Here is a 25,649-nt window from a genome sequence, read left to right on the forward strand (position 1 = left end):
CCAAGGGGTGAAAGTCCCACTAGGAAGTTATTTCAGGCATTTCAGCCTTATTTGATTCCTAAACGTCTCGCACTTCAGTTGTTTAAAATATTGATTTTCTGGAAAAATTTGTTGTAAATTGTCTGCATATAAACAAACTTTTTGAGTCTCTAAAACTACCGCACAAGGGCTATATTCTAATTCATATTCATGATTTTCGGCGAAATCATCTTGAGACCAAAAAGCCAGAGTTCGTAATTTTAGCGGTTGCTCATCGCTGACAACTTCGGTAACAAATACATAGGGAATATCTAAACATCTAGCCAGGTTCTGCACTAAAGCCGGGAAAAAATCCGCCCCAGTTACTGATGCCGTCCCCATGACAATTGCCCGCAAAATTTCTTCGGTTTTTTGCCGTTCTTGAATTTGCTTGTGCAGTTCCTGATTAACTGCTTCTAATTTTTCGGGGGTTTTTAATGACAAAAAATAGGGTAATATCTCCAGTAATACTATGGCTGTATATACGGAAATTGCCGCCGTGATTGCTCCTTCAAATCCCGACAACCAATAATTAGGAAACCACAGAGTCCAAATATCGAAACCATGACCAATACCACAGAGAATAATAAAAGCACCAAATAGCTTAAAAATATTTAAAAATGGCAGGTCTTGGCGTTGACGGAAGAAGTAAATTAGCATCGCCGGAATTGAAAAATAGGCGAACACAATTAACCCGTTACTAATGACATGAAGTGCAACCAAGGAAGGTTGCCACAGATAACAATGACCGTGGGGTATATAGAAATTGGATGCCAAAAAATGATCTAATAACTGTGGCACTGTTCTCTTCTCCGAAACCAACGGATCAAACTAGATGACAAAACTTGAGAGTATGCCGATACTACCTTTAATCTGTACCTAATCTGTACCTAATATGTACCTAATATGTACCTTGAATATTGTAGCGTTGATGAACCCCCAGCCTTGATAGATCATCTTTAAACTACTAATTTTCCGAGCAGCTAATATCAAAAAACACTTTGATTGAGAAATTCCAGATAAGACTGGCTAAGTTCCTTTACCGCTAACTCATAGAGTTTCTGACCATGCTCCGGGGTAGCTAGACTAGGGTCTGAACCCATGCGACCGTCGGGATAGTTATGGCGAAAGTTAGCCGCACCATAGATAGGATGACCTTTAGCAACATTAGGGTTGAGGGGTGCTTTTTTAATGGACTCTGGGTAGAGGTACTGGGTAACTGCTACCTCGCTGGGGGTAGCGTGGGAACCTTCACTATCCCCATAAAGTTCTTTAGCTAGTCTATAGACTGATGGACACATAAACCAGTTACCAACCCGGCAACGAATGCGATCGCTATTTGCTAAGTTAAGATCAGTTAGGTGGGCATAGGTTTCGGAAAAGGCAGCTTTGAGAGTCGCAATATTGCCCCCATGACCGTTAATAAAGAAAAATGTCGTAAACCCACTTTTAGCCAAGAATGTGATATAATCCTTGATTACCCTAATCAAGGTACTAGGTTGTAAGCTGATGGATCCTGGAAAAGCAGTATGGTGGAGCGCCATACCCACATTTAAGGTAGGACCCACTAAGGCTTGGGTAGCCTCTCCTACTCCCTTAGCGATCGCTTCCGCACAAATGGCATCAGTGCCAATTAACCCTGTCGGTCCGTGTTGTTCCGTTGATCCAATCGGTAGGATAATCCCTGTAGACTTCTGGAGGTAAGCCTCCACTTCCGGCCATGTGCTTAGGTGTAACAACATTATATTTGTATATTTTTATCAACTTATTAGACATTCACAACAATATTTTAATCTAATCCCATAGCTTAACCAAAACATTACTTTTCCTTTACCTAAAGTTAACCCATCTCAAATACGATGGAAGGTAGCTCCACTAATGATCCACGAACATTTAACAACACCGGGCAGATTGGGGGTGGAAACTAATGTTGAACAACCTGGCCATTAAGCCAGAGTCAGAGACAACTGAGGTGCTTGCGGGTCGGGTCAATCCCGATCAAATGTTTGTCATTGTCAGACACTCACAACTCCTCGAACTCATAAATAATGGAGAACATACCTTTGTCGGATGGATGGTGATAGATTAATTTTCCTCATAACTAACCCACTTGGGGTTGAATTCTCTAAGTTTTGACAAACACCATCATCCATCCAGGAATAAATACTTATGTTTTCCCCAGATTTGAGTAAGAAGTCTTACCGCTCAGATGTCATAGATACTGGACATATCTTGCTGCTGGAAAATGAGGAGCCGTGGCGGGATATATTATCCATTGCTCTGGAAGAACAAGGCTATAAAATCGTGATTGCCCAAGACAGCCGGGATGCCCTGCCTTCGATTTCCAATACAGGAGCAATTACCGCAGAGTTTCCCTTTAACCTTCTCATTTTGGATGCAACCAATGGTTTAGATCTGTGTCGTATGTTACGGCATCATGGTCAATCTGTGCCAATTTTAATTATTGGTAACAAAGAAAACGCCAACAATTGTGCATTTTATTTAGAAGCCGGGGCGGATGATTACCTGACCAAACCCTTCAGTATCCGTGAGTTTATAGCTCGGTGTCGTGCGTTAATCCGTCGCCAAAGAATAGGGAAATTTCCAGGACCTGTGATGCTTCAATATAAAGATATCATCCTATATCAAGAAGAATGTCGGGTGATAATTCGGGGTGAGGAAGTTCAACTCTCACCCAAACAGTTTCGTTTGCTAGAATTATTTTTGAGTTATCCCCGTCGGGTTTGGTCTCGTGAACAACTTTTAGATGTAATTTGGGGTACAGATTTTGTAGGGGATAGTAAAACTGTGGATGTTCATATTCGCTGGTTACGAGAAAAGTTAGAAGTTGAACCGAGTAAACCAGAATATATCATTACAGTCAGAGGATTTGGGTATCGGTTTGGGTAAAATTATCAAAGGTTTTATAAATAGGCAGATTTATGGCTTCTTATAAGCGTCGAGATTTTTTGCTGTTTATTAGTGCGGGTATGGGGGCGGTGGCTCTCAAGGGCTGTCAGCTATCAGGTCCGGGTAATGTGCTGAGTTCATCAACTACGGAAATATCGTCATTTTCCCCAAGTTTTAAACCGGTCATAGGTCCTATGCCTTTGCCCACCTACGAGACGATAACCGTTGCCGATCATCAAGCTATATCAGGAAAATATAGTCAGTACGAGATAATTGATGATTTGGTACTTCCGGAAGGGTTCACCTATGATGTCATCGCCACTTGGGGGGAGGCGGTGGGTGATTCTCGTTGTGGGTATAACAATGATTATTTGTCATTTATACAGACTGATAAAAATCAGGGTTTTTTAACTGTTAACTTTGAGTACGTTAGCGCGAAACCATGGTTGGAAACTTACGAGGAGGTGATAGGGCGATCGCTACCAATGGCGGTAGTTAAACAGGCTTTTGAAGCTGCCCAAAGCCAGAGTATTGATGCTTTTTCTTTGCCCGCACAAGACCCTCTCAGACAAGCAATTCTGGAGATTTCTAAAGAAGGGTTAATCGACATGGGAATGGGGGTAATTTCCCTAGGTCGAGATAGTGAGGGTAAATGGGTACGGACTTACTCATCTGTCGATCGCCGCATTACTGGAATTTCCGGTTGGACTGATGGACGGTATCTCAAGGCTACAGGTCCAGCGGTGGGAGTTTTTCGCCAGGGGGGAAGGGGTTATAACGATCGCCTCGGAGATAAAATCATTGGCACTTTCGCCAACTGTGCCGGGGGAACAACCCCTTGGGGAACAGTATTAAGTGCTGAGGAAAACTTCCAGAGTTATGTCACCGAGTCGGTACATCCCGATGGTACATCTTTCTCCCCTTCGGATACTCCCTTTTCCACCACTAGGGGTCTCGGTAACGTCTTAGGACTAGCCGGGAACAAATATGGTTGGATTGTAGAAGTAAATCCAGCCGACCCAGAAGATTATGGCACTAAACATACTTGGCTGGGTCGTTATCGCCATGAAGCCGTTGGTGTCAGGGTAAAAGCCGGAAAACCTCTAGCTTTTTATTCGGGATGCGATCGCCGTAGCGGACACTTATATAAATTTGTCAGTAGTGACCCGGTAATTGACCCAAGCGATCGCCAAAATTCTCGCCTCTTGACCAGCGGAATGCTATACGCCGCCAAATTCTACCCAGATGGCAGCGGAAAATGGATTCCTATGGCCCCTAATACAGCCGTTAACCCCGACCCAGCCAGTGTTCATATAGGGGGAGCCTTAGCCTTACCATTGCGCCCAGAAGGGGGCAGTTTTGTGGCTACCACAGATGAAGAGGTGGAAACCTTTAAGAAACAGTACAAAACCTTGGGGGATTTGTATTCAGGAGACCCACCAACCAAACAGGGTGCGATTCTAATTGATGCTCATTTAGCAGCCAGTGCCGCCGGAGCCACTTGTTGCGCCCGTCCTGAAGATACTATGATTGCTCCTGATGGTTCCTTATATATAGCATTCACCTCTGGAGGTGGCGATCCGGGTGGTGAGGGACCAGATGGGCGGATTTTTCAAGGTCCAGGGGGAGTTATTCCCCATGAACCAGGATGGATAGTCCGCCTGATTGAAAATCATGGAGATCCGGAGGCGCTCAGATTTCGGTGGGAAATGTGGGCAGCAGGTGGCGAAATTTCCGAAGGTGGGTTAGGATTTTCCAATCCAGATAATTTGGAGTTTGATAGCCAAGGTAATTTGTGGATGGTCACAGATATTAGCACTGGCTCTCAAAACAAACCCGTCCCCCCAGGTCGGGTAAATCAAGCCGGAGATCCTTTAGCATCGAGAGATCTAATCGGTCTATATGGTAATAACTCCCTGTGGTGTTTGCCAACTTCCGAACCAGATGCGGGTCAAGCTTATCTGTTTGCGATCGGACCGATGGAATGTGAATTATGCGGACCATTTTTTAGCCCCGATCAGCAAACTCTCTTTGTGGCAGTACAACATCCGGGAGAGTATAATGGTAAGCGCCGAAATATGGCATCCCAAGTTCGTGAGTTTGCCATGACTGGTCTGGATGGTCAGGAGTTTATCCAAACCCGTGGGGTTCCCATCGGCTCTAACTGGCCAGGCAAAAACCCCACAGACCCCCCCAAGCCCTCGATTGTGGCAATCCGTAGACAAAATTTGGGTGCGATCGTTTAATGTGAAATCGTAATCACCTACTGTTAGGATGTGATACTATTGGTTCATTCGAGCTGGGGACATCCTCGCTTAGGTCTTTTTAAGTCGGTGTGAGATTTGAGATGATGAACAAAATTCTATGGAACACTCTCAAGCAGAGTCCAGGCGTTCTGGGTGCTGCTCTTCTGTTAAGCACAAGTGCTGCATTAGCAACAGAAAGCCCTTCAGCCAAGCTGGTTACTACTTCCGAAGTGGCATCCCTAGCTTCAGATGCAGCCGAAGGAGTTAATCAATTGAGCCCGGATGCAGATTTCACCTTAACCATGGCAGTTACGCCAGAGGTCGAGAACACGGCTCCTCTGTCTCAGGATGTAATCGATTTAGGTTTTGAGTCCTCTGCAGAAACCCAACAGGTGGCTCAGGTACAACCTGAGATGGAACAGGAACTCAGAATTGCCGACCTAGAACAAATCAATCTATACAGTGAAGTTGCTGACTCTATGGAGCAGGTGACTTCTGTATCTCAACTGTCTGACGTTCAACCTACAGATTGGGCATTCCAAGCCCTTCAGTCTTTGGTAGAACGTTATGGCTGTATTGCAGGTTATCCAGACGGAACCTTTAGAGGTAACCGGGCGATGACTCGTTTTGAGTTTGCGGCTGGTTTAAATGCCTGTTTGGAACGGGTTAACGAATTGATTGCTGCTTCTGTGGCTAATTTGGTAACTCGCGAGGATTTGGCGGTTCTGCAACGGCTACAGGAAGAGTTCGCGGCGGAATTGGCAACTTTGCGCGGCCGTGTGTACGCTTTGGAAGCACGGACGGCTGAGTTGGAGGCTAATCAGTTCTCCACCACTACCAAACTGCACGGGGAAGTAGTATTCTGGCCTGGGGATAGCTTCGGCGATCGCGCTAGACATAACGTGGCTGGAGGTCCCTTTAGCCGAGCCAGTGATGACCCCACCGAAACCTATCTCGGCTACCGGGTTCGTCTGAACTTTGATACCAGCTTCACCGGCGAAGACCTATTGAGAACCCGTCTGCAAGCGAGAGATATCCCCAACCTCAGCAATTTTGACCTGACCAATAGCTTAATGTCTCGGACTGCTATTGATGGCAATTCCAATGGGATAGAGCTGGATGATTTGTACTACCGTTTCCCCGCCTTCAATCGTCGGGCGCACATCTTTATCGGTGCTAACAGCCTTGATTTAGATGACGTAATGGATGTGATCACCCCCTTTAACAGCGGTTCTAATGCCTCAATTTCTCGGTTTGGTCAGCGTAACCCTGCCATTTTCCGGGGCCCAGAAGGTGCAGGGGCGGCGGCTAAGTTCGCCTTTGGTAATGATCGTCAGTTCAAACTGAATCTGGGTTATTTGGCAGGTAACGCCTCCGATGCTACTGCTGGTAATGGCTTATTCAATGGTAGCAATACTGGGTCGGCTCAGTTGGTATATCAACCCACAGAGCGCCTGGGTTTTGCGGTAGAGTACGCCCGTAAATATTTCACCAACGGCGATGTCAATATGGCCGGTGGGACCGGAAGCTGGATCGCCGATCGCCCCTTTGGTGATAACGCCAGCACCAGCGATAACCTCGGCTTCCAGTTTAACTGGCGGGTAGTTGAGAAGTTCGAGTTGGGTGGCTGGTTTGGCGCTACCTGGGCTAGTCAACAAAGAAATGGCAGTGACAGCGCCACAGTTCTTAACTGGGCTGTGACTATGGGCTTCCCAGATGCTTTCAGTGAAGGAGATTTGGGTGGTATTGTGATCGGAATGCCTCCGAAAGTTACCTCCCACGACACCACCGCTTTGGAAGATCGCGATACTTCCTTCCATATTGAAGCCTTCTATCGCTATGCTTTCAACGACTACATTTCCATCACTCCTGGCTTCTATGTTTTGACCAATCCTGATCACAATGCCCGCAATGCTAATATTGTGGTAGGAACCCTGCGGACTACTTTCCGCTTCTAAAAATAGGGGCCTTAAAGCTCAGAGTTTCCAGGGGGGAAGAGTAGGGGCGGGTTTAGGCGATTAGTTTCCCAACACGGTGCAAGCTACCCTACACCCCCCCATATAACTGCTTTTCCTCCCCTCTGGGTCTACAGCTTTAGTTGCCAGATTTTAATGGTTTTATCCTCACTACCACTGGTGAGGATTTTGCCATCTGGGGTGAGGGCTAGGGCTGTGATCAGGTCTCCGTGACCCCAAAGGGTAGTGATTATTTCCCCGGTGTTGAGATTCCATAAAACAATGTGATCGCCTCCAGCAATTAAAGTTTGGCCATCTGGGGTAATCACTAGGGATTTCACCGGGCCTCTGTGTCCCTCAAAAACCCGCAGTTGTGCCCCTGTATTCGCATTCCACAAGCGCACGGTTCCATCATCACTAGCGCTGGCGATGGTTTCACCGTCGGGGCTATAGGCGATCGCATTAATACTATCTCCATGGCCAGTAATTGTCAGTCGGCGACTACTACCACTGACATTCCATAATCTGATACTGGCATCTGCACTAGCACTAGCGAGAACATTACCCTGGGGATTGAAAGCCAAAGCATTAACCGGGAGGTCATGGGCGAGAATAGTTGATAATCGCCGACCATTGGTATCCCACAGAATAATAGTCCTGTCTTCGCTACCACTAGCTAAAATTTGACCGTTGGGACTAAAAACCAAAGCATGGACACTTCCTGTATGTCCTTCAATAGTACGTTGACGCGATCCCCACCACATACGGATAGTTTTATCATTACTACCACTGACCATAATCTCTCCATTGGGGGAGAATGCTAGCGCCCTTACCCAACTCGAATGGACGCTTTCGGGATTAACAACCTCTCCAGAATGGATACCCCAGCGTCGAATTGTGCCAAAAGTTCCCGCAACCAGAGTTTCACCGTCAGGGGCGATCGCCAAAGCATAAACGTGCCCTAAAGCCTCCTTATGCCCCAGTAGCCACATACGATTAGGCCACCCTCTAATCACCAACAGAGGGTTAGCCGGAATTAAGCCATAGCGCCGATAACCGTCTACCTGGGTATAAATCAACCCCCCCATGGTCACAATCACACTCAGAATACCAATAGCCTTGAAGGGAATCTTAATTTTCAGTTCACTGAGGCGGATTTTCGCCTTCAGCTGTTCTTTCTTTTTACCTTTGGTATCTGATTTGGGATCTTCTCTTTCATCACTATCGCGGGGTGGCGGATTAAGTTCCACTTCAGCTAAACACTGGAGAACTACCCCAGGGTTCTGGGGGCGATTTCCCGGAAATGGTGCCATCAGATAATCAAGAACATCCGCCAATTGTTTCGGGATATTTGGCGCACCCTTACGCCACAAAAGTTTCCCAGTGCGAGGATTTTCTGGGTAAGCCGTGGGGGGTTTTCCCGTCAACAGATAAACAAAAGTCCGACCCAGGGCAAAAAAGTCCGACTGAGGTACTGCTTTCCCGTTCGTTTGTTCTGGCGGCGTATAACCAGGAGAGACAATTCCTGTGGCGCGTTTCTTATCATTATCCTGTTCGCCGGGGCCATCTGAACTAAACCCCATAATTGTCTCGGTCACTTCCCGCGCTGTGCCAAAATCAATTAACACCAGTTGGCCATCAGGCTTTCGCATGATGTTTTGAGGTTTAATATCTCGGTGAAAATACTGTAAGCTGTGGACGCGATCGAGAATTTCCACCAGTTGTTTTAGCCAATCCATGGCTAATTCTGGGCTAATCGGTTCTTTTTTGCGCTCCTTCATCCACTCCTGAAGGTCTAACCCTTCGATTTTCTCCATGACTAAACAATGCAGCGGCGACTCATCTTTCGGCATAAAGGTAAAGTAGCCATCTTTATCTACTTTAGGGATGCCAGGATGACTAAGTTCGCTCAAAACTTTCGCCTCTTGTTTAAACAGAGCGATCGCCTTGGGATGTTCTTTGAGGAGAACTTTTAAAACTTTGCGAGTCTTATCTTTTTGGTCGAGAATCTCAAAAGTCTGACCAAATCCTCCCCCACCCATCTTTTTGAGAACACGATAACGACTCTGTATAAACAGATCAGAGCCACACTGAGCGCAAATGCGTCGTTTGGCATTCGACTCATCATCAGGTTTAGGGCATTTGGGATTGAGGCAATAACTCACGGAAACACCTTAAAACTTGCAAGCCCTGCCTGTTCAAAGCAGGGAGGAAAAGCCCAGCTCGGCTTTAGCCACCTACCGTCAAAATCTATCCTATAAGGACTGCTGTTATTTTTGATAATATTAGCCCATAGCGCTGCAACCCAGTATAACATTTTGGTTCGGCCGACACGATAAAAACTCGGAAGCTTGGTAGCCCCGTCTCTTTAGAGTGGGGCAGAAAAGCGACTCGGCGGCTTTAGCCGCCGTCAGGTATGGTGAGGGTCGTTGATGTAGGCCATGATTCTAGCTGTACTCACTTTTCCTGTCGTATCATAGAAATACGCTCTAGTCCACAGAGAGGGCAGCTTGCACAGGTGGGGGAACTCCTGCCTGAGCAGCCTGGAAGAACGCCCCTTCATGGCCTTGACTATCTGATGAATGGCGACCTGCGACCCATGCTCTACCAAGACGTGAACGTGGTCAGGGGCTATCTCCAATGCTTTGAGCCGCCACTCATTTTCCCGGGCTACCTCGTTGAGTATTGCGGCAAGTCTAAGCTTAACGTTGCTAACCAAAACCTTCTTCCGCCGCTTTGGAATCCAGACCAAGTGAACATGGGCAAGCCCTACCGAGTGGTTGCCGTGGCGATAGTTGATAGACTTATTCCTCATTGTCGAAGACTGCCTATCTGTCTACAAAATCAAATATAGTATGATGATTTTATGGCTAAAACCTTTGTAGCACAAGTAAACCAACTTCCCAACGACCCTCCCTTAAGGGCGGCGTTGGAGTTTCTTTGCACCGCTTCCAATAACCTCTACAACTGCACAGTCTATCTGGCTAGACAGTTGTATTTCAAAGCGGGAAAGTTCTCCAATGGACAATGGCTCTCCAGTCAGATGAAGCACAACGCTCACATGAAGGCACTCTATACCAGTGCTGCTCAGCAGACCTGCATCAGTGTGGGTGAAGCCTTTAATGGCTACCGAGAACTGCTCAAGCTGTGGCGTAGCGGCGGATTGGCTGAGAAACCCAAGCCACCCAACTATCGCCGCTCTGGCGGCTTGTTCGAGCTCAGCTACCCTCAGCGGTGGCTCAAGCTAGTCAATGGTCAAGTCGGGGTGCCGATGGGCAGGTCTTGTAAAGTTTGGTTTGACCTGCCTGAGATTTTTCTGCCCTTCCCGAGTAACCTAGACTGGACTAAGGTTAGAGAGCTTCAGATTGTGCCAAGGGCTGGCTATTTTGATGCGGTTTGGATTTGTACTGGTAAGCCTGTTGAGCCAGTCGCCTTAGACACTGAAAAATCGCTGGCCATTGACCATGGCATCAACAACTGGCTGACCTGCGTTGATAGCGAGGGTCATAGCTTTATCGTCGATGGTAAGCACCTGAAGGCGCTCAACCAGGGCTACAACAAGCGGGTTGCCACGATTAAGGAGGGGAAAGCACAAGCCTTCTGGTGCAGGCTACTAGACAAACTCACTGGCAAGCGTAATCGCCAGATGCGCGATGCCGTCAACAAAGCCGCTAGGTTAGTCATCAATCATTGCCTGAAGCATGGCATTGCTACCATTGTCTTAGGCTGGAATCAGGGGCAGAAAAGTGGGGCCAATATGGGTCACAAGGCCAACCAAAAGTTCGTGCAGATCCCGACAGCTAAGCTGAAGAGCAGAATTGCTCAGCTTTGTGAGGCTCACGGTATTTTGTTCATTGAGCACGAGGAAAGTTATACGCCCCGTTAGCGTCAGCGCTAGACCTTGATGCCATCCCCGTCTACGGTGAAAAACCCGAGGGTTGGAAGGCTTCAGGACAACGCATTCGGCGCGGAACTTATCGCTGTGGTGCTGGCGTTGAAGTCAACGCTGACGCTAACGGGGCGTGGAACATTGGCCGCAAGGCAAAAGTAACGGGGATGCAATGCACCCCCACAAGAGGCGTTTTGACTTCGCCTAAGCGTCTGAGAATTTGGGATCTACCGGGTGGGTCAATCCTAGCTCAGAAGTGCTGTAATCCCTCCGGGGAATCCCCGTCGCTTTAGCGCGGGGAGTAGTCAATAACAAGCTACCAATAATGTGGCTTGCTGGTTGGGAGTCAACGTAGAAACCGGGTTACATTGATGTTTCCATAATGGGATGGAAGAAAAAGGCTATTCCTAAAACCATATACGCAGCCAGGAGCAAAACCCCTTCTAGCCAGTCTGAACGGCCGTCAGAACTTACGGAATTAGCGATCGCCACCGATACAGCCACAGCTATCAATTCAAACGGGTTAAAGTCCAAATCCATGGGCTGATTCAAGACCAACCCCGCCAGAACCAACACTGGTGCTACAAATAAAGCAATCTGTAAACTCGAACCGACAGCCACCGACACCGACAGAGCCATTTTATTCTTCATAGCAACAGTCACAGCAGTGGCGTGTTCGGCTGCATTTCCAATAATTGGAACTAGGATCACCCCGGTAAATAGGGGGGTCAAACCCAGACTCTCGGTAGCCTCTTCCAGAGTACCTACCAACAGCTCCGACTCAACCGCCACCATAATTGTAGCCACTAAAAGCACCACAATCCATAATTTTAGATTGATTTTATGGTGAGATTCCCCTGATATTTCTTCCCCTGATGCTCCCTCAAGTTCGTTTTCTGCCAATCCCACATCATATAAATAGGAGTGGGTTTTCATGGCAAATAGTAGGGTGAGAATATAAACTATAATCAACACTAGCGCCACCGCACCGGACAGAGTTTGCATGGTGCTTTCTTCTATGCCGATGGATGTGACATCTACGGCGGTGGGAACTAATATAGCAATTACTGCTAAGGTCATGGCTGAGGCATTCAGACGAGCCACGACTGGGGGAAATTCTTGTTCTTTGAACTTTAATCCTCCCAGAAACATGGCTAAACCCATCACCAGTAATAAGTTACCAATAATTGACCCGGTAATACTGGCTTTGACCACCTCTACTAATCCGGCTTTGAGAGCCACAAAACCGATAATTAATTCAGTAGCATTGCCAAATGTAGCATTCATTAACCCTCCTAAATTAGGGCCGAGAACTACTGCTATCTCTTCGGTAGCTGTACCCATCCAAGCAGCTAGGGGAATAATGGCTAGGGCGGCGGTTATAAAGATTATAGTGGCTCCCCAGTGCAAATATTCCCCCACTATGGAAATGGGAATAAAGATGAGCAGCAGGGAAATAATCTGATTGGTTTTTAGCATAGATAAAGAGGGTGAAAAATGCCGGACATCTAGTTTATATAACCCCAAATTAACCAGGTAGATTATATTGGCTCATCAAGCCAAAGGCTTATCTGTGGATTGCTTTGGGGTTTAATTATAATTAAAAATTAGCAGATTTTATCATTGCCAAAAAATCTGATTCTGATAAATTGGCTATAGCCAAATCTTGGGCTTTTTTTAGTTTCGAGCCTGGCTTTTCTCCTAGTAGTAAATAATCGACTTTTTTGGTAACGGAATTAGTGACTTTACCCCCGGCATTCTCAATCATAGATTTAGCTTGATCTCGGCTGAGAGTCGGTAATGTTCCGGTAAGTACAAAGGTTTTACCGGCGAAAGGTTGCGCTTGGGGAGTAGATTTGGGTGCAGTTGACGGCACACTGGTAAGCTGTAGACCGGCTTGTTGAAGCCGATCGCATAAACTGATATTAGCAGGATTTTGGAACCACTGATAAACAGAGGTAGCAATTTCCGCGCCGATACCATAAACGCCTTCAATTTGTGCGGAAGAAGCCGCCGCCAAACTCTGACAACTAGGGAAGTTTTGAGCGAGTAAGTCAGCATTAGCTTTTCCGACATGACGAATACCTAGACCATATAATACTCGATGCCAGGGTTGTTGTTTAGAAGTAGCGATCGCCGCCAGAATTTTCTGGGCGGACTTTTCACCCATGCGGTCTAACTCAAGCAACTGATCCATATTCAGATCATAAAGGTCAGCGACCGATCGCACCAACTGAGCATCAACCAACTGGTGAACCAGTTTCTCCCCAATACCATTAATATCCAAAGCTGGTCTTTGACACCAGTGAATAATAGAACCCCGCACAATAGCCGGACAAGAAGAATTAATACAGCGGGTGACTGCTTCGGCTGGTGTTTTGATCACAGTTTCGCCGCACTCAGGACAATGAGTTGGCATAGTCACCAGTTTAGCGCCAGTTGGTCGCAAATCTGGCAATACTCGCACCACTTCCGGGATAATTTCCCCAGCCTTGCGGACAATTACCGTATCGCCAATATGTAGGTCTAATTCAGTAAGGCGATCTTGATTATGAAGTGTAGCGCGTTTAACAGTTGTTCCGGCTAACTGTATGGGTTCAAGTTCAGCCACCGGAGTCAAGGCTCCGGTACGTCCCACCTGGAAAGTGACTGATATAATCTTAGTGGGCAATTCTTCGGCCGGATATTTAAGAGCGATCGCCCAGCGGGGAAATTTTCTGGTTTCTCCCAACTGTTTTTGGAGACTGAGGGAATTTAGCTTAACCACCACCCCATCAGTCATATAGGGTAATTGTTGGCGCTGAGTATCCCAAGCATCAAAATACTGCTGAACTTCCAGCAAAGATTGACACAGTTGGCGATTAGGATTGACTTTAAAGCCCATTTTTTGTAGGAACTCCAGACAATCCCAATGATCATGTAAATTTGGGGAGTCTAGGTGTAGGGTATAGGCGAAAAAATCCAAGCGTCGGTCAGCGACAATGCGGGGGTCAAGTTGTCGCAGGGTTCCGGCGGCGGCATTACGAGGGTTAGCAAATAGTGGCTCTCCGGTCTGTTGTCGCTCCTGGTTAATTTGGACAAAAATATGGTTAGATAAGAAAGCCTCCCCCCGAACTTCCACGACAGGCGGCGGGTTATCCAGATGTAATTTTAGGGGAATAGAGCGGATAGTTTTAACATTTTGGGTGATATCTTCCCCGGTGACTCCATCCCCACGAGTCACACCCCTAACTAATATGCCATTATGATAGGTGAGGGCGATCGCTGAACCATCGATTTTGAGTTCACAAATGTATTTAGGATCTTGGGGTAGTGAGTCACCCAGAAAACGTCGCCATTTTTCATCCCAAGCCTGGAGTTCTGCCATATTAAAGGCATTTTCCAGGCTGTATAAGGGAATATTATGGGTTACGGACTGAAACTGAGCAGCGGGTTTTTCTCCGACTCTCTGGGTAGGACTATCGGGAGAAATTAGTTCTGGGTATTGGTTTTCGAGTTCTTGCAGTTCCCGATAAAGGCGATCGTAAACCCCATCCTCCATAATAGGAGCATCCAAAACATAATAGGCATAACTAGCCCGTTGGACAGTTAGCCTCAATTGTGCAAGTTTTTGGGAAATTTCCGGCGTTGGAGTTTGGTGGTTCACGATCACAGATTCAAATTAGACATTTCGCTAAATTTGGGCTGCTCTGACCTACCGTTTTTGTCGCCTTTGTAGCCATTTTCTTCACCAATGGATGAATTGTCGGGCAGATATTTCTCGCKTTCGCTGAGGATACGCCGTTCATTTTCTACCTGGAAAACGTTAGCGTATAGGTTAGCCACAACTTGTTTACCTTCCTGGGTCAGTTGTAGGTATCGCAAGGCGGCGGGAATATAGGGAAATACGCCATTCCAGTAGAATTTAGCGTAATTATTACGGAGGTCGCCGGGGGTTTTGTAGCCTAGGACTTTATTAGTACCGACTTCTTCAAATTCGTAGAATAGGGAACTAATCTTTCTGAGGTAGCGAGGGTCACTGAGTTGACCGATTAAATCAGCCGCGCGCGCCAGTCCTGAGTAATTATGGCGGTCTTGGTAAGTTTCATCAGCCGGGACGGGAAACCGGGTTAGTTCAATGTTGCGTTTAATTTGTTCGGCATCAATTAGTTTATGACCACCAAAGCGTTCATCTATGACTAATTTACCGCGATCGACATGGTAGGCGGTGAGACTGGCGGAGGTCGCGCCTAAACTTATGGAAACCATGCCATCATCAATTCCTGTCGCATATAAACCATTAGCGTCTTGGTCTCGCCGACATACTCCTTTCACATAGCCGATATCATGACATAGGAGAGAAATGGTAAAGTGTAACCAGTCTTCTGGGGTGACTCCTCCCTCTCGAATATGCTTCCCGCGCAGAATTTCCTGTCCTACTAGGGTGACGAGCATAGTATGTTCGACATTGTGGTATAAAGCGTCACAGTTGGCGATATTTTCCAAGGCCATTGTACCCGCCCAAGCAATAATTTCGGGGTAGTCTGGTTTAAATCCCCCATAGGTACGGCGGTAGCCAGCTTGTAGGCGTTGGACGAAGGCATCAATGAGAATTGCAGTAGCATTAAACATACTCATAAATAACTCACAAACACGATTGGTTAATCCTGAGCATTGGGAAGCACAATATTAGTCTAGGGTTTTGACTAAATGTTTTCCGGTATTATAGGCAAATTTTGACCAGGGGGAAAGATTACCAATTGACGGAATATTTCTGGGAGCCTGGAAAAACTCGCTTGTGGGAGGCGAAACCTGGCTGGGGATGGTTTTCCCCAGAATGGGAAATAACAGGTTCCATGGAAAAACTATTGGTTATCTATACTTTAACCGATCGCATCGCGAATGGCATTTTGGGTCATAGCTGCGATCGCCTGATCTGTGGCTTTGGGTAAATGATAATACTTACCTCCTGCGGTTTTCGCCAATTCTTTGGCAAAACCTGTCGAGACAAATTTATTTTCGGTATCAATTACTAACAATTGAATACCCAAACCACGAATTTTGGCAGCAATTTCCAGCAATTCCCCTTTAATATCGGGTTTTTCACCTTCTAGGATAGGTTCACCGAGCGATCGGGCTAAGGGAATATTACCTCGGCCGTCGGTAATTGCCACAATTACCACCTGTCCGATATCTCCAGACTGTTTAGCATTCATCCCCACCCGCACGGCTTGGGTGAGTCCGTGAGCCAGGGGAGATCCACCCCCACAGGGCATCCTTTCTAAGCGTCGTTTGGCGGCCGCAATTGACCGAGTAGGCGGTAACAAAACTTCCGCCTGTTCCCCTCGGAAAGGAATTAAGGACACCTGATCGCGGCTTTGGTAAGCCTCAGTTAACAGTTGCATTACCGCCCCTTTGGCCGACTGCATCCGGTTCAGGGCCATGGACCCGGAAGCATCCACCACAAACACCACCAAAGCCCCGGACTTTCTCGCTAGGCGCTTAGATCTAATATCTCCCGATTCTACAACTACCCGACGTTCAGGATATCGTAACCGTCGCGATCGCTGATAGGGTGCTGCCGCCCGTAGGGTAGCATCTACCGCAATGCGTTGTACTTTACCCTTGGGTAACATTGGTTTAACATACCGACCGCGATCCTCTGAAAAAATCATACTGCGGCTGCCAGTTTTACCCTGTCGGTTCGCCATTTGGGAAAAATACAGCACCGTTGGATCTAGCACCACCCCTTCTGGGTCAAACACAAACTCTTCTGGGATGCTATTTTGTTCCTCTTCTGGGGGTTCGGTTTCGGGTTCTTCGTCTTCGTCTTCGTCTTCGTCTTCGGGTTCGGGTTCCTCTTCACCTTGGGGCGGTGGTGGGGGTGGTGGCTGTTGTTGTTGTTCTTCTGGGGGGGTCTGAATTACTGTGGCCCTGGGTACAATCACTAATTCTACCGCCCGCCGCAAGTCGTCAGCATTAACGCTATTTCTACCATCTAAAGCCGCCGAAGCCTTAGCTACTCGCACCGCAAATAGTTCCGCTCGGTGTCCAGAAACTACGCCTCTGATGGCTTCTTCTACCAGGTACAGAATTTGCTCTGAGGTGATGGTGACATCTTTGAGCCATTCTCTGGCTAGGAGAATTTGGGTTTTCAGGTTATCTAAGTCTTCTGTATATTGCTGGAGAAATGCCTCGGGAGACTGGGAATAATCGAGGGCTTGGTCTACTGCTTGCGCCCGTTGATCTAAACTCAGGACTCCATCAGCAGATAGGGCTATGGCAATGCGATCGAGTAAATGGGTTCGCAGGGGACCTTCTTCGGGGTTATAGGTCGCTATAAATAGGGGTTGGCAGGGATGTTCAAAGCTGATGCCTTCCCTTTCAATGACGTTGCGCCCTTCGGTTAAAACTGTTAGCAGCAGGTTGGCTATATTGTCATCGAGGAGGTTGATTTCGTCAATGTAGAGGACTCCTCGGTTGGCTGTGGCTAATAAGCCCGGTTGAAATACGGTGTCGCCCTGTTTAACGGATTTTTCTACGTCTACTGAACCTATCAGCCTATCTTCTGTTACCCCTAGGGGAACTTGTACAAAGGGGGCGGGGATTATTTCGGTTTCTGGGGTGGGTTCTCCGGCTTCCCAGTTGGGGGCAATGTTGGCGATCGCATTTTTAACTACTTCTAGGGGCGGTAATAAGGCATGGAGAGCCCTGGCCATCACTGATTTAGCGGTTCCCCGCCGTCCAGCAATTACCACACCTCCTAAGCCAGGATCAACTGCAGCCAGCAGCAGGGCAAATTTAATCGCTTCTTGTCCCACCACGGCGGCGAGGGGAAATGTTGTTACGGTTGGGGCGCTAGGGGGCGCAGACATGGTTTTTGTCAGTAGTGGTCAACAGTTAACTCTAGCACTAAGGGGGAAATTTTCCAAATTGACATCCTCCCCCACAATCCCCCTGTTAGGGTGTTCTCAATGTAGAGCGATCGGCGATCGCCTCCGGGTTATAGCTACCCTTCCCCCTGAGAATATAGTCCGTTGTTCCCCTGTCAAAAAAAAATTTCACAATTTCTTGACGATTTGATATTTTTTAATTTAGAATAGGATTATATAGAAAACAAACAGTCAGCCTAATCCGGCGAAAGTAAAACATTGCCGTTATGTACTTTTCGAGCAGGTGCAGACGCGGTGATGTGGTCGGAGCGGAGGAACCAAATTTTTTGGGGCTAATCTCGCAAGCTGTTTCTGTCAACAACCGACAGAGATTAAGAGAAGGGCAACTCTCAGCCCTAGCCCGTCAGCTAACTCCGTAGGCATTGAGAGGAGGCTGAGGCGCACACTTTCTAAGACAATTAGATAGCTTGGCAATTCAGTTTCCTTAGGTTGGTATAGACCTGGTTTGTTATACCCACCCTAGATTCTGAGCGGTTAGTGATGACACCTAAAATACCCCTGTCTTTAATGACGCTGCCTGGACAGGCGACGTACATAGGTTTTCTGCGACTAAAAAGTAGTGACCTAGTAACAATTGCAGCGATCGCCTGCATTACCTTGGTGATTGTGTGGTGCATTGTGAATACATTTATCACCACATTAATGCCAACTCCAGCCCTACCGATGTTCGTAAATAATACCCTATCAACCTACCGTCTATTCAAAAATTATCAGGAGGTGATTACCGTAGTTAGTAAATATGTTAACATGACTGTAGCCTATTGAAATCAATAAAAGGGGCTAAGAGATTTTCGCTGACTTAGCCCCCATATAATATAGTATGATGTCAAAGTCGGGCTAGTATTAATCAGGTTTTCGATGAAATTAATAGTTGTTGTTCCCGGTCTTATGGCTGTAATAGGGTTAGGAATTGAGGCGATCGCCGCCCGACCCCGAGACATCCAACAATTGCTAAATACCAAACAGTGTCAGCAGTGCAACCTCAGCGAAGCCAACCTACAGGAAGCCGAATTAGACGGCGCGGCTCTCATAGGTGCTAATTTGCAAAATAGTGACCTGCGGGGGGCAAAATTGAGAGGTGCGGATCTAAGTTCAGCCAACCTAATTGGGGCGAATTTAGCAGGTGCAGACCTGCGAGATACCAAGTTACACAGCACCACCCTGAGACAAGCTAACCTTTCTAATAGTGACTTATCCTGGTCAGATATGTATCGCGCCTTTCTGGAAGGTGCTAATTTAGATCAGGCTAATTTGAATAATGCCAACCTAAATAATGCTAGATTAGAGGGGGCGACCTTTTGCGGCGCGACTATGCCAGACGGTTCAGAGGGGCCTTGTTAAAAGTAGTTAAAACCCTTGTGACAAGGCAGGCTAAAATTAGCCCGCCTCGCCTCTACTTAAATCACATCCCCAGTTTCTTGGAGTGCGTGTAATCTTCGATAAATTCCCCGGTTATTGAGTAACTCATCATGACTACCTATTTCGATAATTTTACCATTATCTAGTACCACAATTTTATCAGCTTCCCGAATGGTACTGAGGCGGTGAGCCACAATAATTGTAGTGCGAGTTCCCAGAATATTTTGCATAGCGATTTGAATGGAACGTTCTGATTCATAATCCAAGCTAGAAGTAGCTTCATCAAAAATCAAGATATCAGGATTGACTAGCAGTGCCCTAGCAATACCTAACCGCTGTTTTTGCCCCCCAGAGAGGCGCATTCCTCGTTCTCCCACGGTAGTATAATAACCCTTTTCTAGTTGATTAATAAACTCATCTGCCCGAGCAATTTTACAGGCTTCGTTAACTTCATCTAGGGTAGCTTTAGGGTTGCCATAGGTGAGGTTATTTAACAAGGTTCCATTGAAGATATCAACATCTTGATGAACTATAGCTAAACGTCGTCGATAGGCGGTAACATTCAAATCTTGGATATTTTTATCATCGATTAAAATGCGACCCTGACTAGGTTCAAAGTAGCGAAATAATAGCTTAACCAAGGTAGACTTACCGGAACCAGAATGACCCACCAGCGCTACAGTTTGACAAGGTTCTATCAACAGGTTAATATCCTGCAAAACTGGTTTTTCTGGAAGATAGCCAAAGGTTAAATTTTCCAATTCAACTTGACCCTTAAATTGATAGGAGACCTGATTATCATCAGAGTTTAATTGGATGGCATCTTGTCCATCTTTTAACTGCATAAACTCATAAAAACGCACCATAGAAGAATAGCGCCGCGCAAAAACTTCCGCCAATAAGCTAATGGGAGTTAGTTCGGAATAAGCCATACTAGCCAGGGTATAAGTAACCACAAAATACCCCAGAGACATTTGGCCGCCCAAGGTAGCAAACAAGGTAAAACCTAAGACCATAAATAAACAAAATTGCACGGTGGTAGTTTGATAGGTAGCCAGTTTTACATAGTCTCGGTGAATGCGATGGATAACGACAGTTAACTCTCGGTTTAGGCGGGTGCTTTGTCGCTGGAGTTCCTGATTTTCGGTAGCAAAGGCTTTGACGGTTTTGATGTTAGTGATGATTTCTGAGTTGCGACTTTCGGTGTTTTCTTGATGGCTGTCTAGTCGGGTTTCTAATCTAATTATCTGTCGAAGTTTGATGAGGGTAAAGGACAGAATAAATACAAAAGAAACTAAGAAAAATATGGCTATTTGCCACTGAATGAAAAAAATCACTATAAAAATACCGATGACTCGCACGAGTTTCGGGATTAATTGACCTGCTATTTCGGGGTAAGTCCAGGTATGGTTAGTGATGCCTTTGGTGATGCGGTTCGCAATGCGACCGGGGTTATTTTCTTCGTAAAATTCCAGGGGTAAAGTTAAGATTTTTTGGATGGCATTATGATGTTGATCTCGGCGTGCGGCTAGGGGAATTAACCAGTGAAACCATGAGCCTAGCCAAGGCTGAATGGGTGCTTTGATAACGGTGACCAAAAAAATGATACCTAGTAATATGATTAAAGCTGTGGTCTGTTGGTCTGGAAGCCCGGTTGAGGAGGCGATCGCTGTAACTGTTAGCTGTATTAAGCCATCTGCGCCTTCACCAGATAGGACATTTAAAATCTGTCCGATCGCATAGGGGACTAGCAAATCAATGAGTTCAAAAATGCTAGAGGCACTGATACTAATAATTGCTAATAAACGATAATCTCGATAGTATTGACAAATCTCGCGAAAAGTACCCATGACTGCTAAAATGGTGTTTTTAATGTCAGTGAAAATATCAAAGCTACCATTATAATATATTTCTGACAATTTGGCAGAGGTCAAACTGGGATGACTAGCTGGCTGATACAGTCTGCCCTAGGTAGGCGATCGGCTGGGGGTATTGTCAAGGGCAAATTATAGCTAACAAGCACTAGATATTGTATAATTATTGTTTGGGTAAAATCTAGGTAGGTGAAGAGGGAAGATCTCCAACCTGCTTAGTTGGACTCAAACAAAACTTAGAGTAGGAGTAAGTGTATATGCCATCAGACCTAGATCGAGGAATTATGAAGTTTAAGGGAGCAGATAGCCCCACGGTTGTGATTGTTTCTTCACTTCTCATTCTCGGTAGTATCGGCCTTCTAATTGGGTGGGCACTACAGACAGCCTACTCTTTTTAAGGTATGGAAAACTGACAGGCTCTAGAGGGGGGAAGCATATAGCTGACCCCCTCTAGGTCAGCCTGGCGGCTTCCTGAGCAATTGACAAGTATTTACAAGTATTTAGTAGTGAGATGCTCTGTAGTTTTTGATTAGGTTTCGGCGGGATTGCTAATTTGTTGCACTTCTGGAGTTGCCTTACTAATTGCCTGAAGTAAGAGATAATTTAGCACAGTCCGCACGGCAATAATAGCAGCTAACCGGGCAATATCATCCCAACGGCTAGAAATCATGGTTTTTAAAATAGTTGCCCCAATTAGAAAACTGAGGGCTAGGGAAAATGAATAACCCATGACTAAACGGCCTCGTTGAAATGCGTCGGTAGCTTGAGCTTGAAATAAAGCATCTTTAATAAAAATGATTAAAGCACGGGTCACGCCAATGGCAATTACAAATAATGCCAACAGTTGGCAAAATCCTGTTAAAATTCCATTTAAGGAAACTACAATGCCTGAAAGTTCAGTGGCTAGACCGTTTAAAATCATGTTGATGATTGCTCAAATGAGAATTAACAATAAATGATTCTAGCAAAGAAGATGCGGGCACTGTCAGAGATGTGTGATTGGTTAATTACCTGGTGGGATAGGGCGGGTTTAGTAATATGATTTGTGAAAAATCTAATTAACTGGGGAACCCGCCCCTACGAGATTATTAATTATCCATTGTCGATTGTGGAATGAGAGGTTAGCGGGAAGCAGCACCTACTCGCCGCCAAGCTGTGGGAGACTGGGGATAATTCCGAGAAAGGGGAGATGCCATTTTTAAGACTTTGTTCATTACCCAGGGGGCAATGCGACGACACCAAACGGCTAGGTGGCTTTGCCAACCTACAAGAATTTCTGGGGAGTCTTTCCGCACTCCGATAATTAAGACTTGGGCGACCTGTTGGGGGGTCATGGGAGTGACCCAGCGAAATAGTTGCAGGCGGCGGGTCATGTCTGTATCGGTGAGGGTGGGAAGTAAGGCCATAACTTGGATATTGTGTTGGGCTAATTCGGACCTTAGTGCTTCGGTAAAGCCTAGGATGGCGAATTTAGTGGCTGAGTATGTAGACATGGTGGGAGCGGCGATTTTGCCCATGAGACTGGAGACATTGACGATGGTTCCTTGGTTTCGGGTGGCCATACGTCGGGCGATCGCACGGGTGACTGTGTAAAGTCCCATCAGGTTGAGGGATAGTTCTTCTTGGACTTGGGGTAATTTGGATTTCAAGAAGGGGGTTTGATGGGCGACCCCAGCGCAGTTCACTAATAAATCAATGGGGCCGTGAGTTCGCCATGCTTGGGCTAGGGCAATATTGACTTCTGTTGGCTGTGTGAGATCTAGGGCGAGGGTGATCACTTCTACTTCCATGTCGCTGAGTTCTGCTGCCAATTCTGCTAATTTTTGGCGATCGCGGGCGACTAATAACAGACGACCCACGCCATTGCGGGCTAACTCTAGGGCGATCGCTCGTCCGATACCACGGGAAGCCCCTGTAATTAGGGCTGTAATACCTTGGATATTCATAAAAATCTCCTGTCTGTGTGTGGTCAATTACCGCCACGACACTAGGACTCCACTACAGTGGCGGCTAAATCAATTGATTGGACTAAATTCTGTTCAACCCAGGCGGACGCTAAAATTGTGAAGAACAACAAAATCCCTCTGGGTTAGCTCTCGTTTCTGGAGCGGAAAGTTTGCTGATTGATAGCTCATACTCAGTTTGCTGATGATGATATGAACGAATCGAGGCTTCAACTCAGTTGCTGACTGAGGATACATCACAGGTCACGGTAGCGTACAACATAGCTCACAGTTCTCCTTTTTACTTTCTCTTTTTTACTTACTATTGTTCGCCGTGCACACTTTAGCAACAAAATCAAGTTTGTGCAACATTTTTTTATAAAAAACGCTTTAACATTTCTTTACAATCTGGCAAAACCTTGACTGTAGGGAGTTTTAGAGTAATTGTCAGCAGGCGATCGCCGATGGTAACAGAGGATCTGAGTAATGGGAGTAAAAAGTAGCGATCGCCTTCAAACACTGACGGGATAAGTAACTAAGCCGCAATAATCCATAGAGTCAGGGGCGAGGTATTATGAGACCAAAGTGGCGCGCCAAAACAAAAAACCCACAACCGTTACAGGTTGCAGGTTTCCAGATAATGGGGGCGGTGGGACTTGAAGCCAAATTACAGCCTATAACCCCTATTCTACCGTTACTCTAGTGCACTCAAAAGCGATCGCATTATTAGGAGAGAGTGCAATTATGAGTGCAAGTACAAACAGTACACACAGCGGCATATATCAAGGTTTTCAGGATATCCTTGAGTTTTTTAATCTATCCCGCAAACAATGTCCCAAGGGTGTCAGGATTAAACGTAACCGGGGGACAATCCAACTAGATATCACCACTGACCCAGAAACCGGGGGACGTAAACAGCGAGGCTGTAATTGTAAGTTTACCTCAGAGGGTATCCGCAAGGCTGTAGAGAAGGCTTGGTTAGTTCATAAATCCCTTGACGGACAATTTAAGTCGGTGTCTGAATGACTGGACTGGTACAAGGCTACTATCCTTGATGAGTCCAAAGTTCTCATGGAAAACGACTTAATCACTTATAGTCAAGTATTCAAAGACATGGAAAATGATTACTTTAATGGGGTACATCGTAACACTACACGGAAGCGCTCTCGCGATATATCAAGTGACCAAAATTCATTTAAACGCTGTTTCCTTGATATATTCGATAAAGTCAAGGACTGGGATAGTTACGTCACCTGGGAGGGTATAAAAGAAGCGTTATATAGCCCGTTACAAGATGGCAGTAGTCCGGTAGGTCACAAAGACTTCAAAAATCGTTACTATCGATTAAGACAAGTAGCAGAACGTGCTGGCTGCAAAAAAGCATTGGAGAAACTGGAAAAGATTGACCCAACCCAAACAGTATTTGCTGAATCCCAAAGTATAGACTTGGATACCTTGTTAAGTTTACTAGACAAAGAACGCAACACTGATTATCGTTCTGTCACAGACAATAATGCGCGTGATGGTTGGTGCTGGGTTAGTGCGATGTGTACCCTATACGGGTTGAGACCGTCAGAAGTTGCGGCAGGTCAAAACTTAACCAAAGCCATTACGGTTGACGGTATCACTTTCCCGGCTGTATCTGACCCTAACAACCTTGAGTTAGTGCTGGTTATTGGTGAGTTTACTTACTTTGGTGGTAGCACCAAGACAGGCTGGCGGTTAGCTATCCCAATGTCAAAAGACAAGACTCTGATTAACCGCTTAGGGATTCATAACGTTTGTCTACCTATCACAGAATCCAAAGACCCTAGCAAGTTTAACGATAATCACCGTAAATGGTTATCACGACATAATTGGGGACTAACTCAAGCCTATGCCTTTCGACATCTTGGAAACCAACTAGGGGAGATGAACGGGATACCACAGGAAATCAGGGCGCGTTCGTTTGGTCACTCGGTAACGGTTAATGACAGCAAGTACAAAAAACGTCGCAACCTTGCCACAGAGTTAGGTATCCTGACAAGACATCAAAGGCAACCATTGCCACTAGATATGGCAAAATAAACACTACTCAATCATGGTATTAACCCAGAATCACCAGAGATGAAAGCAGGACTTAGATTAATCTATCAGTTAGACGATTAACCCCCAATAAACCCACAACACAATACCCTCTAGGCTAAATACCTAGGGGGTTTCATTTTGCACTCTCTCCTAATAATGCGATCGCTTTTGAGTGCACTAGAGTAACGGTAGAATAGGGGTTATAGGCTGTAATTTGGCTTCAAGTCCCACCGCCCCCATTATCTGGAAACCCTTATCCGCATTACGATAGCGGGAATTCACTTAACCCGATAGTCGTATCGTCACACTCAATATGCACTCCATTCAGTCTTAGCACACGGGACAATTAGCGCATATCCCTCAGCAACAAAACTTAATTATTGACGGGTTAATCAATAAGCACAACTTAATCAATCTGTCAAATATCCATTCCTCCCCCCCAACCAAACACCGATA

General features: G+C 46.1%; 20 protein-coding genes, 1 pseudogene and 1 riboswitch. Of the genes and pseudogenes, 9 read left to right on the forward strand and 12 right to left on the reverse strand.

Annotated elements, in window-relative coordinates; all coding sequences use genetic code 11:
• Window positions 1–27: 27 nt before the first annotated feature.
• Together B9T16_RS11425 and B9T16_RS11430 are read right to left on the reverse strand one after the other, a co-directional pair.
• Window positions 28–795 carry a hypothetical protein gene (locus tag B9T16_RS11425; protein WP_410244811.1) on the reverse strand — a complete coding sequence of 256 codons (768 nt, stop codon included), beginning with the start codon at window positions 793–795 and terminating at the stop codon, window positions 28–30.
• 212 nt (window positions 796–1,007) lie between these two features.
• On the reverse strand, window positions 1,008–1,760 hold the full coding sequence (locus tag B9T16_RS11430; RefSeq protein ID WP_006618388.1) for a creatininase family protein: 753 nt from the start codon (window positions 1,758–1,760) through the stop codon (window positions 1,008–1,010).
• Between the two features lie 185 nt (window positions 1,761–1,945).
• Here B9T16_RS11430 and B9T16_RS11435 point away from each other — a divergent pair, with 185 nt between their 5' ends.
• The 4 genes from B9T16_RS11435 to B9T16_RS11450 all read left to right on the forward strand — a co-directional run bounded on the left by B9T16_RS11435 (window position 1,946) and on the right by B9T16_RS11450 (window position 7,132).
• Window positions 1,946–2,107, forward strand: a complete 162-nt coding sequence (locus B9T16_RS11435; protein ID WP_014275935.1) for a hypothetical protein — start codon at window positions 1,946–1,948, stop codon at window positions 2,105–2,107.
• Window positions 2,108–2,187: 80 nt separating this feature from the next.
• On the forward strand, window positions 2,188–2,928 hold the full coding sequence (locus tag B9T16_RS11440) for a winged helix-turn-helix domain-containing protein (RefSeq protein ID WP_006618387.1): 741 nt from the start codon (window positions 2,188–2,190) through the stop codon (window positions 2,926–2,928).
• A 32-nt stretch (window positions 2,929–2,960) separates the two neighbouring features.
• Window positions 2,961–5,174 (forward strand): PhoX family protein, encoded by a 2,214-nt coding sequence (locus tag B9T16_RS11445; RefSeq protein ID WP_035736622.1) that lies wholly within the window; start codon window positions 2,961–2,963, stop codon window positions 5,172–5,174.
• 104 nt (window positions 5,175–5,278) lie between these two features.
• Window positions 5,279–7,132, forward strand: coding sequence for an iron uptake porin (locus B9T16_RS11450; RefSeq protein ID WP_006618864.1), 1,854 nt, complete (start codon window positions 5,279–5,281; stop codon window positions 7,130–7,132).
• Between the two features lie 128 nt (window positions 7,133–7,260).
• Here B9T16_RS11450 and B9T16_RS11455 read toward each other — a convergent pair whose 3' ends face one another.
• On the reverse strand, window positions 7,261–9,294 hold the full coding sequence (locus B9T16_RS11455) for a serine/threonine-protein kinase (RefSeq protein WP_035735675.1): 2,034 nt from the start codon (window positions 9,292–9,294) through the stop codon (window positions 7,261–7,263).
• A gap of 245 nt (window positions 9,295–9,539) precedes the next feature.
• Window positions 9,540–9,944, reverse strand: a complete 405-nt coding sequence (tnpA, locus tag B9T16_RS11460; protein WP_062945825.1) for an IS200/IS605 family transposase — start codon at window positions 9,942–9,944, stop codon at window positions 9,540–9,542.
• A 51-nt stretch (window positions 9,945–9,995) separates the two neighbouring features.
• Between tnpA and B9T16_RS11465 the strand changes: the two genes are divergently transcribed.
• Window positions 9,996–11,015, forward strand: coding sequence for an RNA-guided endonuclease InsQ/TnpB family protein (locus B9T16_RS11465; RefSeq protein ID WP_410244812.1), 1,020 nt, complete (start codon window positions 9,996–9,998; stop codon window positions 11,013–11,015).
• Between the two features lie 366 nt (window positions 11,016–11,381).
• Here B9T16_RS11465 and cax read toward each other — a convergent pair whose 3' ends face one another.
• The 4 genes from cax to bchD form a co-directional block, all read right to left on the reverse strand.
• A complete protein-coding gene (gene cax / locus B9T16_RS11470; protein WP_006617050.1) occupies window positions 11,382–12,497 on the reverse strand; it encodes a calcium/proton exchanger in 1,116 nt (371 codons plus the stop codon).
• Window positions 12,498–12,618: 121 nt separating this feature from the next.
• Window positions 12,619–14,670: an NAD-dependent DNA ligase LigA gene (gene ligA / locus B9T16_RS11475; RefSeq protein ID WP_006617051.1), complete on the reverse strand. Its 2,052-nt coding sequence runs from the start codon at window positions 14,668–14,670 to the stop codon at window positions 12,619–12,621.
• Complete coding sequence (locus B9T16_RS11480) at window positions 14,667–15,629, reverse strand: Npun_R2479 family HD domain-containing metalloprotein (protein WP_410244813.1); 963 nt, start codon at window positions 15,627–15,629, stop codon at window positions 14,667–14,669. Before B9T16_RS11480 ends, ligA begins: the two co-directional genes overlap by 4 nt.
• Before the next feature lie 251 nt (window positions 15,630–15,880).
• Window positions 15,881–17,872, reverse strand: a complete 1,992-nt coding sequence (gene bchD, locus B9T16_RS11485) for a magnesium chelatase ATPase subunit D (RefSeq protein WP_035735687.1) — start codon at window positions 17,870–17,872, stop codon at window positions 15,881–15,883.
• 292 nt (window positions 17,873–18,164) lie between these two features.
• Window positions 18,165–18,327: riboswitch (cyclic di-AMP (ydaO/yuaA leader) on the forward strand.
• Window positions 18,328–18,430: 103 nt separating this feature from the next.
• On the opposite strand from bchD, the gene B9T16_RS11490 reads away from it, so the two are divergent.
• Window positions 18,431–18,715 carry a hypothetical protein gene (locus B9T16_RS11490; protein WP_006617117.1) on the forward strand — a complete coding sequence of 95 codons (285 nt, stop codon included), beginning with the start codon at window positions 18,431–18,433 and terminating at the stop codon, window positions 18,713–18,715.
• Window positions 18,716–18,808: 93 nt separating this feature from the next.
• Entirely contained in the window at window positions 18,809–19,291 is a 483-nt protein-coding gene (locus B9T16_RS11495) for a pentapeptide repeat-containing protein (RefSeq protein ID WP_006617118.1), read from the forward strand.
• A gap of 56 nt (window positions 19,292–19,347) precedes the next feature.
• Here B9T16_RS11495 and B9T16_RS11500 read toward each other — a convergent pair whose 3' ends face one another.
• The 4 genes from B9T16_RS11500 to B9T16_RS11515 form a co-directional block, all read right to left on the reverse strand.
• On the reverse strand, window positions 19,348–21,159 hold the full coding sequence (locus B9T16_RS11500; protein ID WP_006617119.1) for an ABC transporter ATP-binding protein: 1,812 nt from the start codon (window positions 21,157–21,159) through the stop codon (window positions 19,348–19,350).
• A gap of 553 nt (window positions 21,160–21,712) precedes the next feature.
• Complete coding sequence (locus B9T16_RS11505; protein ID WP_006617121.1) at window positions 21,713–22,105, reverse strand: DUF1622 domain-containing protein; 393 nt, start codon at window positions 22,103–22,105, stop codon at window positions 21,713–21,715.
• A gap of 199 nt (window positions 22,106–22,304) precedes the next feature.
• A complete protein-coding gene (locus B9T16_RS11510) occupies window positions 22,305–23,129 on the reverse strand; it encodes an SDR family NAD(P)-dependent oxidoreductase (protein WP_006617122.1) in 825 nt (274 codons plus the stop codon).
• Between the two features lie 373 nt (window positions 23,130–23,502).
• A complete protein-coding gene (locus B9T16_RS11515; protein WP_200874941.1) occupies window positions 23,503–23,646 on the reverse strand; it encodes a hypothetical protein in 144 nt (47 codons plus the stop codon).
• Between the two features lie 224 nt (window positions 23,647–23,870).
• Here B9T16_RS11515 and B9T16_RS11520 point away from each other — a divergent pair, with 224 nt between their 5' ends.
• Together B9T16_RS11520 and B9T16_RS11525 are read left to right on the forward strand one after the other, a co-directional pair.
• Window positions 23,871–24,152, forward strand: a complete 282-nt coding sequence (locus B9T16_RS11520) for a hypothetical protein (RefSeq protein WP_081471195.1) — start codon at window positions 23,871–23,873, stop codon at window positions 24,150–24,152.
• 45 nt (window positions 24,153–24,197) lie between these two features.
• Window positions 24,198–25,274, forward strand: a pseudogene (locus B9T16_RS11525) (recombinase).
• Window positions 25,275–25,649 lie beyond the last annotated feature (375 nt).

It is taken from the genome of Arthrospira sp. PCC 8006 (assembly GCF_046480465.1).
GTDB lineage: Bacteria > Cyanobacteriota > Cyanobacteriia > Cyanobacteriales > Microcoleaceae > Limnospira > Limnospira platensis.

What these genes read in the sequence shown, in the direction of transcription:
- B9T16_RS11430 (WP_006618388.1), bottom strand. Translation starts at nt 1,760, where the DNA reads ATGTTGTTACACCTAAGCACATGGCCGGAAGTGGAGGCTTACCTCCAG.
- B9T16_RS11435 (WP_014275935.1), top strand. Translation starts at nt 1,946, where the DNA reads ATGTTGAACAACCTGGCCATTAAGCCAGAGTCAGAGACAACTGAGGTG.
- B9T16_RS11440 (WP_006618387.1), top strand. Translation starts at nt 2,188, where the DNA reads ATGTTTTCCCCAGATTTGAGTAAGAAGTCTTACCGCTCAGATGTCATA.
- B9T16_RS11445 (WP_035736622.1), top strand. Translation starts at nt 2,961, where the DNA reads ATGGCTTCTTATAAGCGTCGAGATTTTTTGCTGTTTATTAGTGCGGGT.
- B9T16_RS11450 (WP_006618864.1), top strand. Translation starts at nt 5,279, where the DNA reads ATGAACAAAATTCTATGGAACACTCTCAAGCAGAGTCCAGGCGTTCTG.
- tnpA (WP_062945825.1), bottom strand. Translation starts at nt 9,944, where the DNA reads ATGAGGAATAAGTCTATCAACTATCGCCACGGCAACCACTCGGTAGGG.
- B9T16_RS11465 (WP_410244812.1), top strand. Translation starts at nt 9,996, where the DNA reads ATGGCTAAAACCTTTGTAGCACAAGTAAACCAACTTCCCAACGACCCT.
- cax (WP_006617050.1), bottom strand. Translation starts at nt 12,497, where the DNA reads ATGCTAAAAACCAATCAGATTATTTCCCTGCTGCTCATCTTTATTCCC.
- bchD (WP_035735687.1), bottom strand. Translation starts at nt 17,872, where the DNA reads ATGTCTGCGCCCCCTAGCGCCCCAACCGTAACAACATTTCCCCTCGCC.
- B9T16_RS11490 (WP_006617117.1), top strand. Translation starts at nt 18,431, where the DNA reads ATGACACCTAAAATACCCCTGTCTTTAATGACGCTGCCTGGACAGGCG.
- B9T16_RS11495 (WP_006617118.1), top strand. Translation starts at nt 18,809, where the DNA reads ATGAAATTAATAGTTGTTGTTCCCGGTCTTATGGCTGTAATAGGGTTA.
- B9T16_RS11500 (WP_006617119.1), bottom strand. Translation starts at nt 21,159, where the DNA reads ATGGGTACTTTTCGCGAGATTTGTCAATACTATCGAGATTATCGTTTA.
- B9T16_RS11505 (WP_006617121.1), bottom strand. Translation starts at nt 22,105, where the DNA reads ATGATTTTAAACGGTCTAGCCACTGAACTTTCAGGCATTGTAGTTTCC.
- B9T16_RS11510 (WP_006617122.1), bottom strand. Translation starts at nt 23,129, where the DNA reads ATGAATATCCAAGGTATTACAGCCCTAATTACAGGGGCTTCCCGTGGT.
- B9T16_RS11520 (WP_081471195.1), top strand. Translation starts at nt 23,871, where the DNA reads ATGAGTGCAAGTACAAACAGTACACACAGCGGCATATATCAAGGTTTT.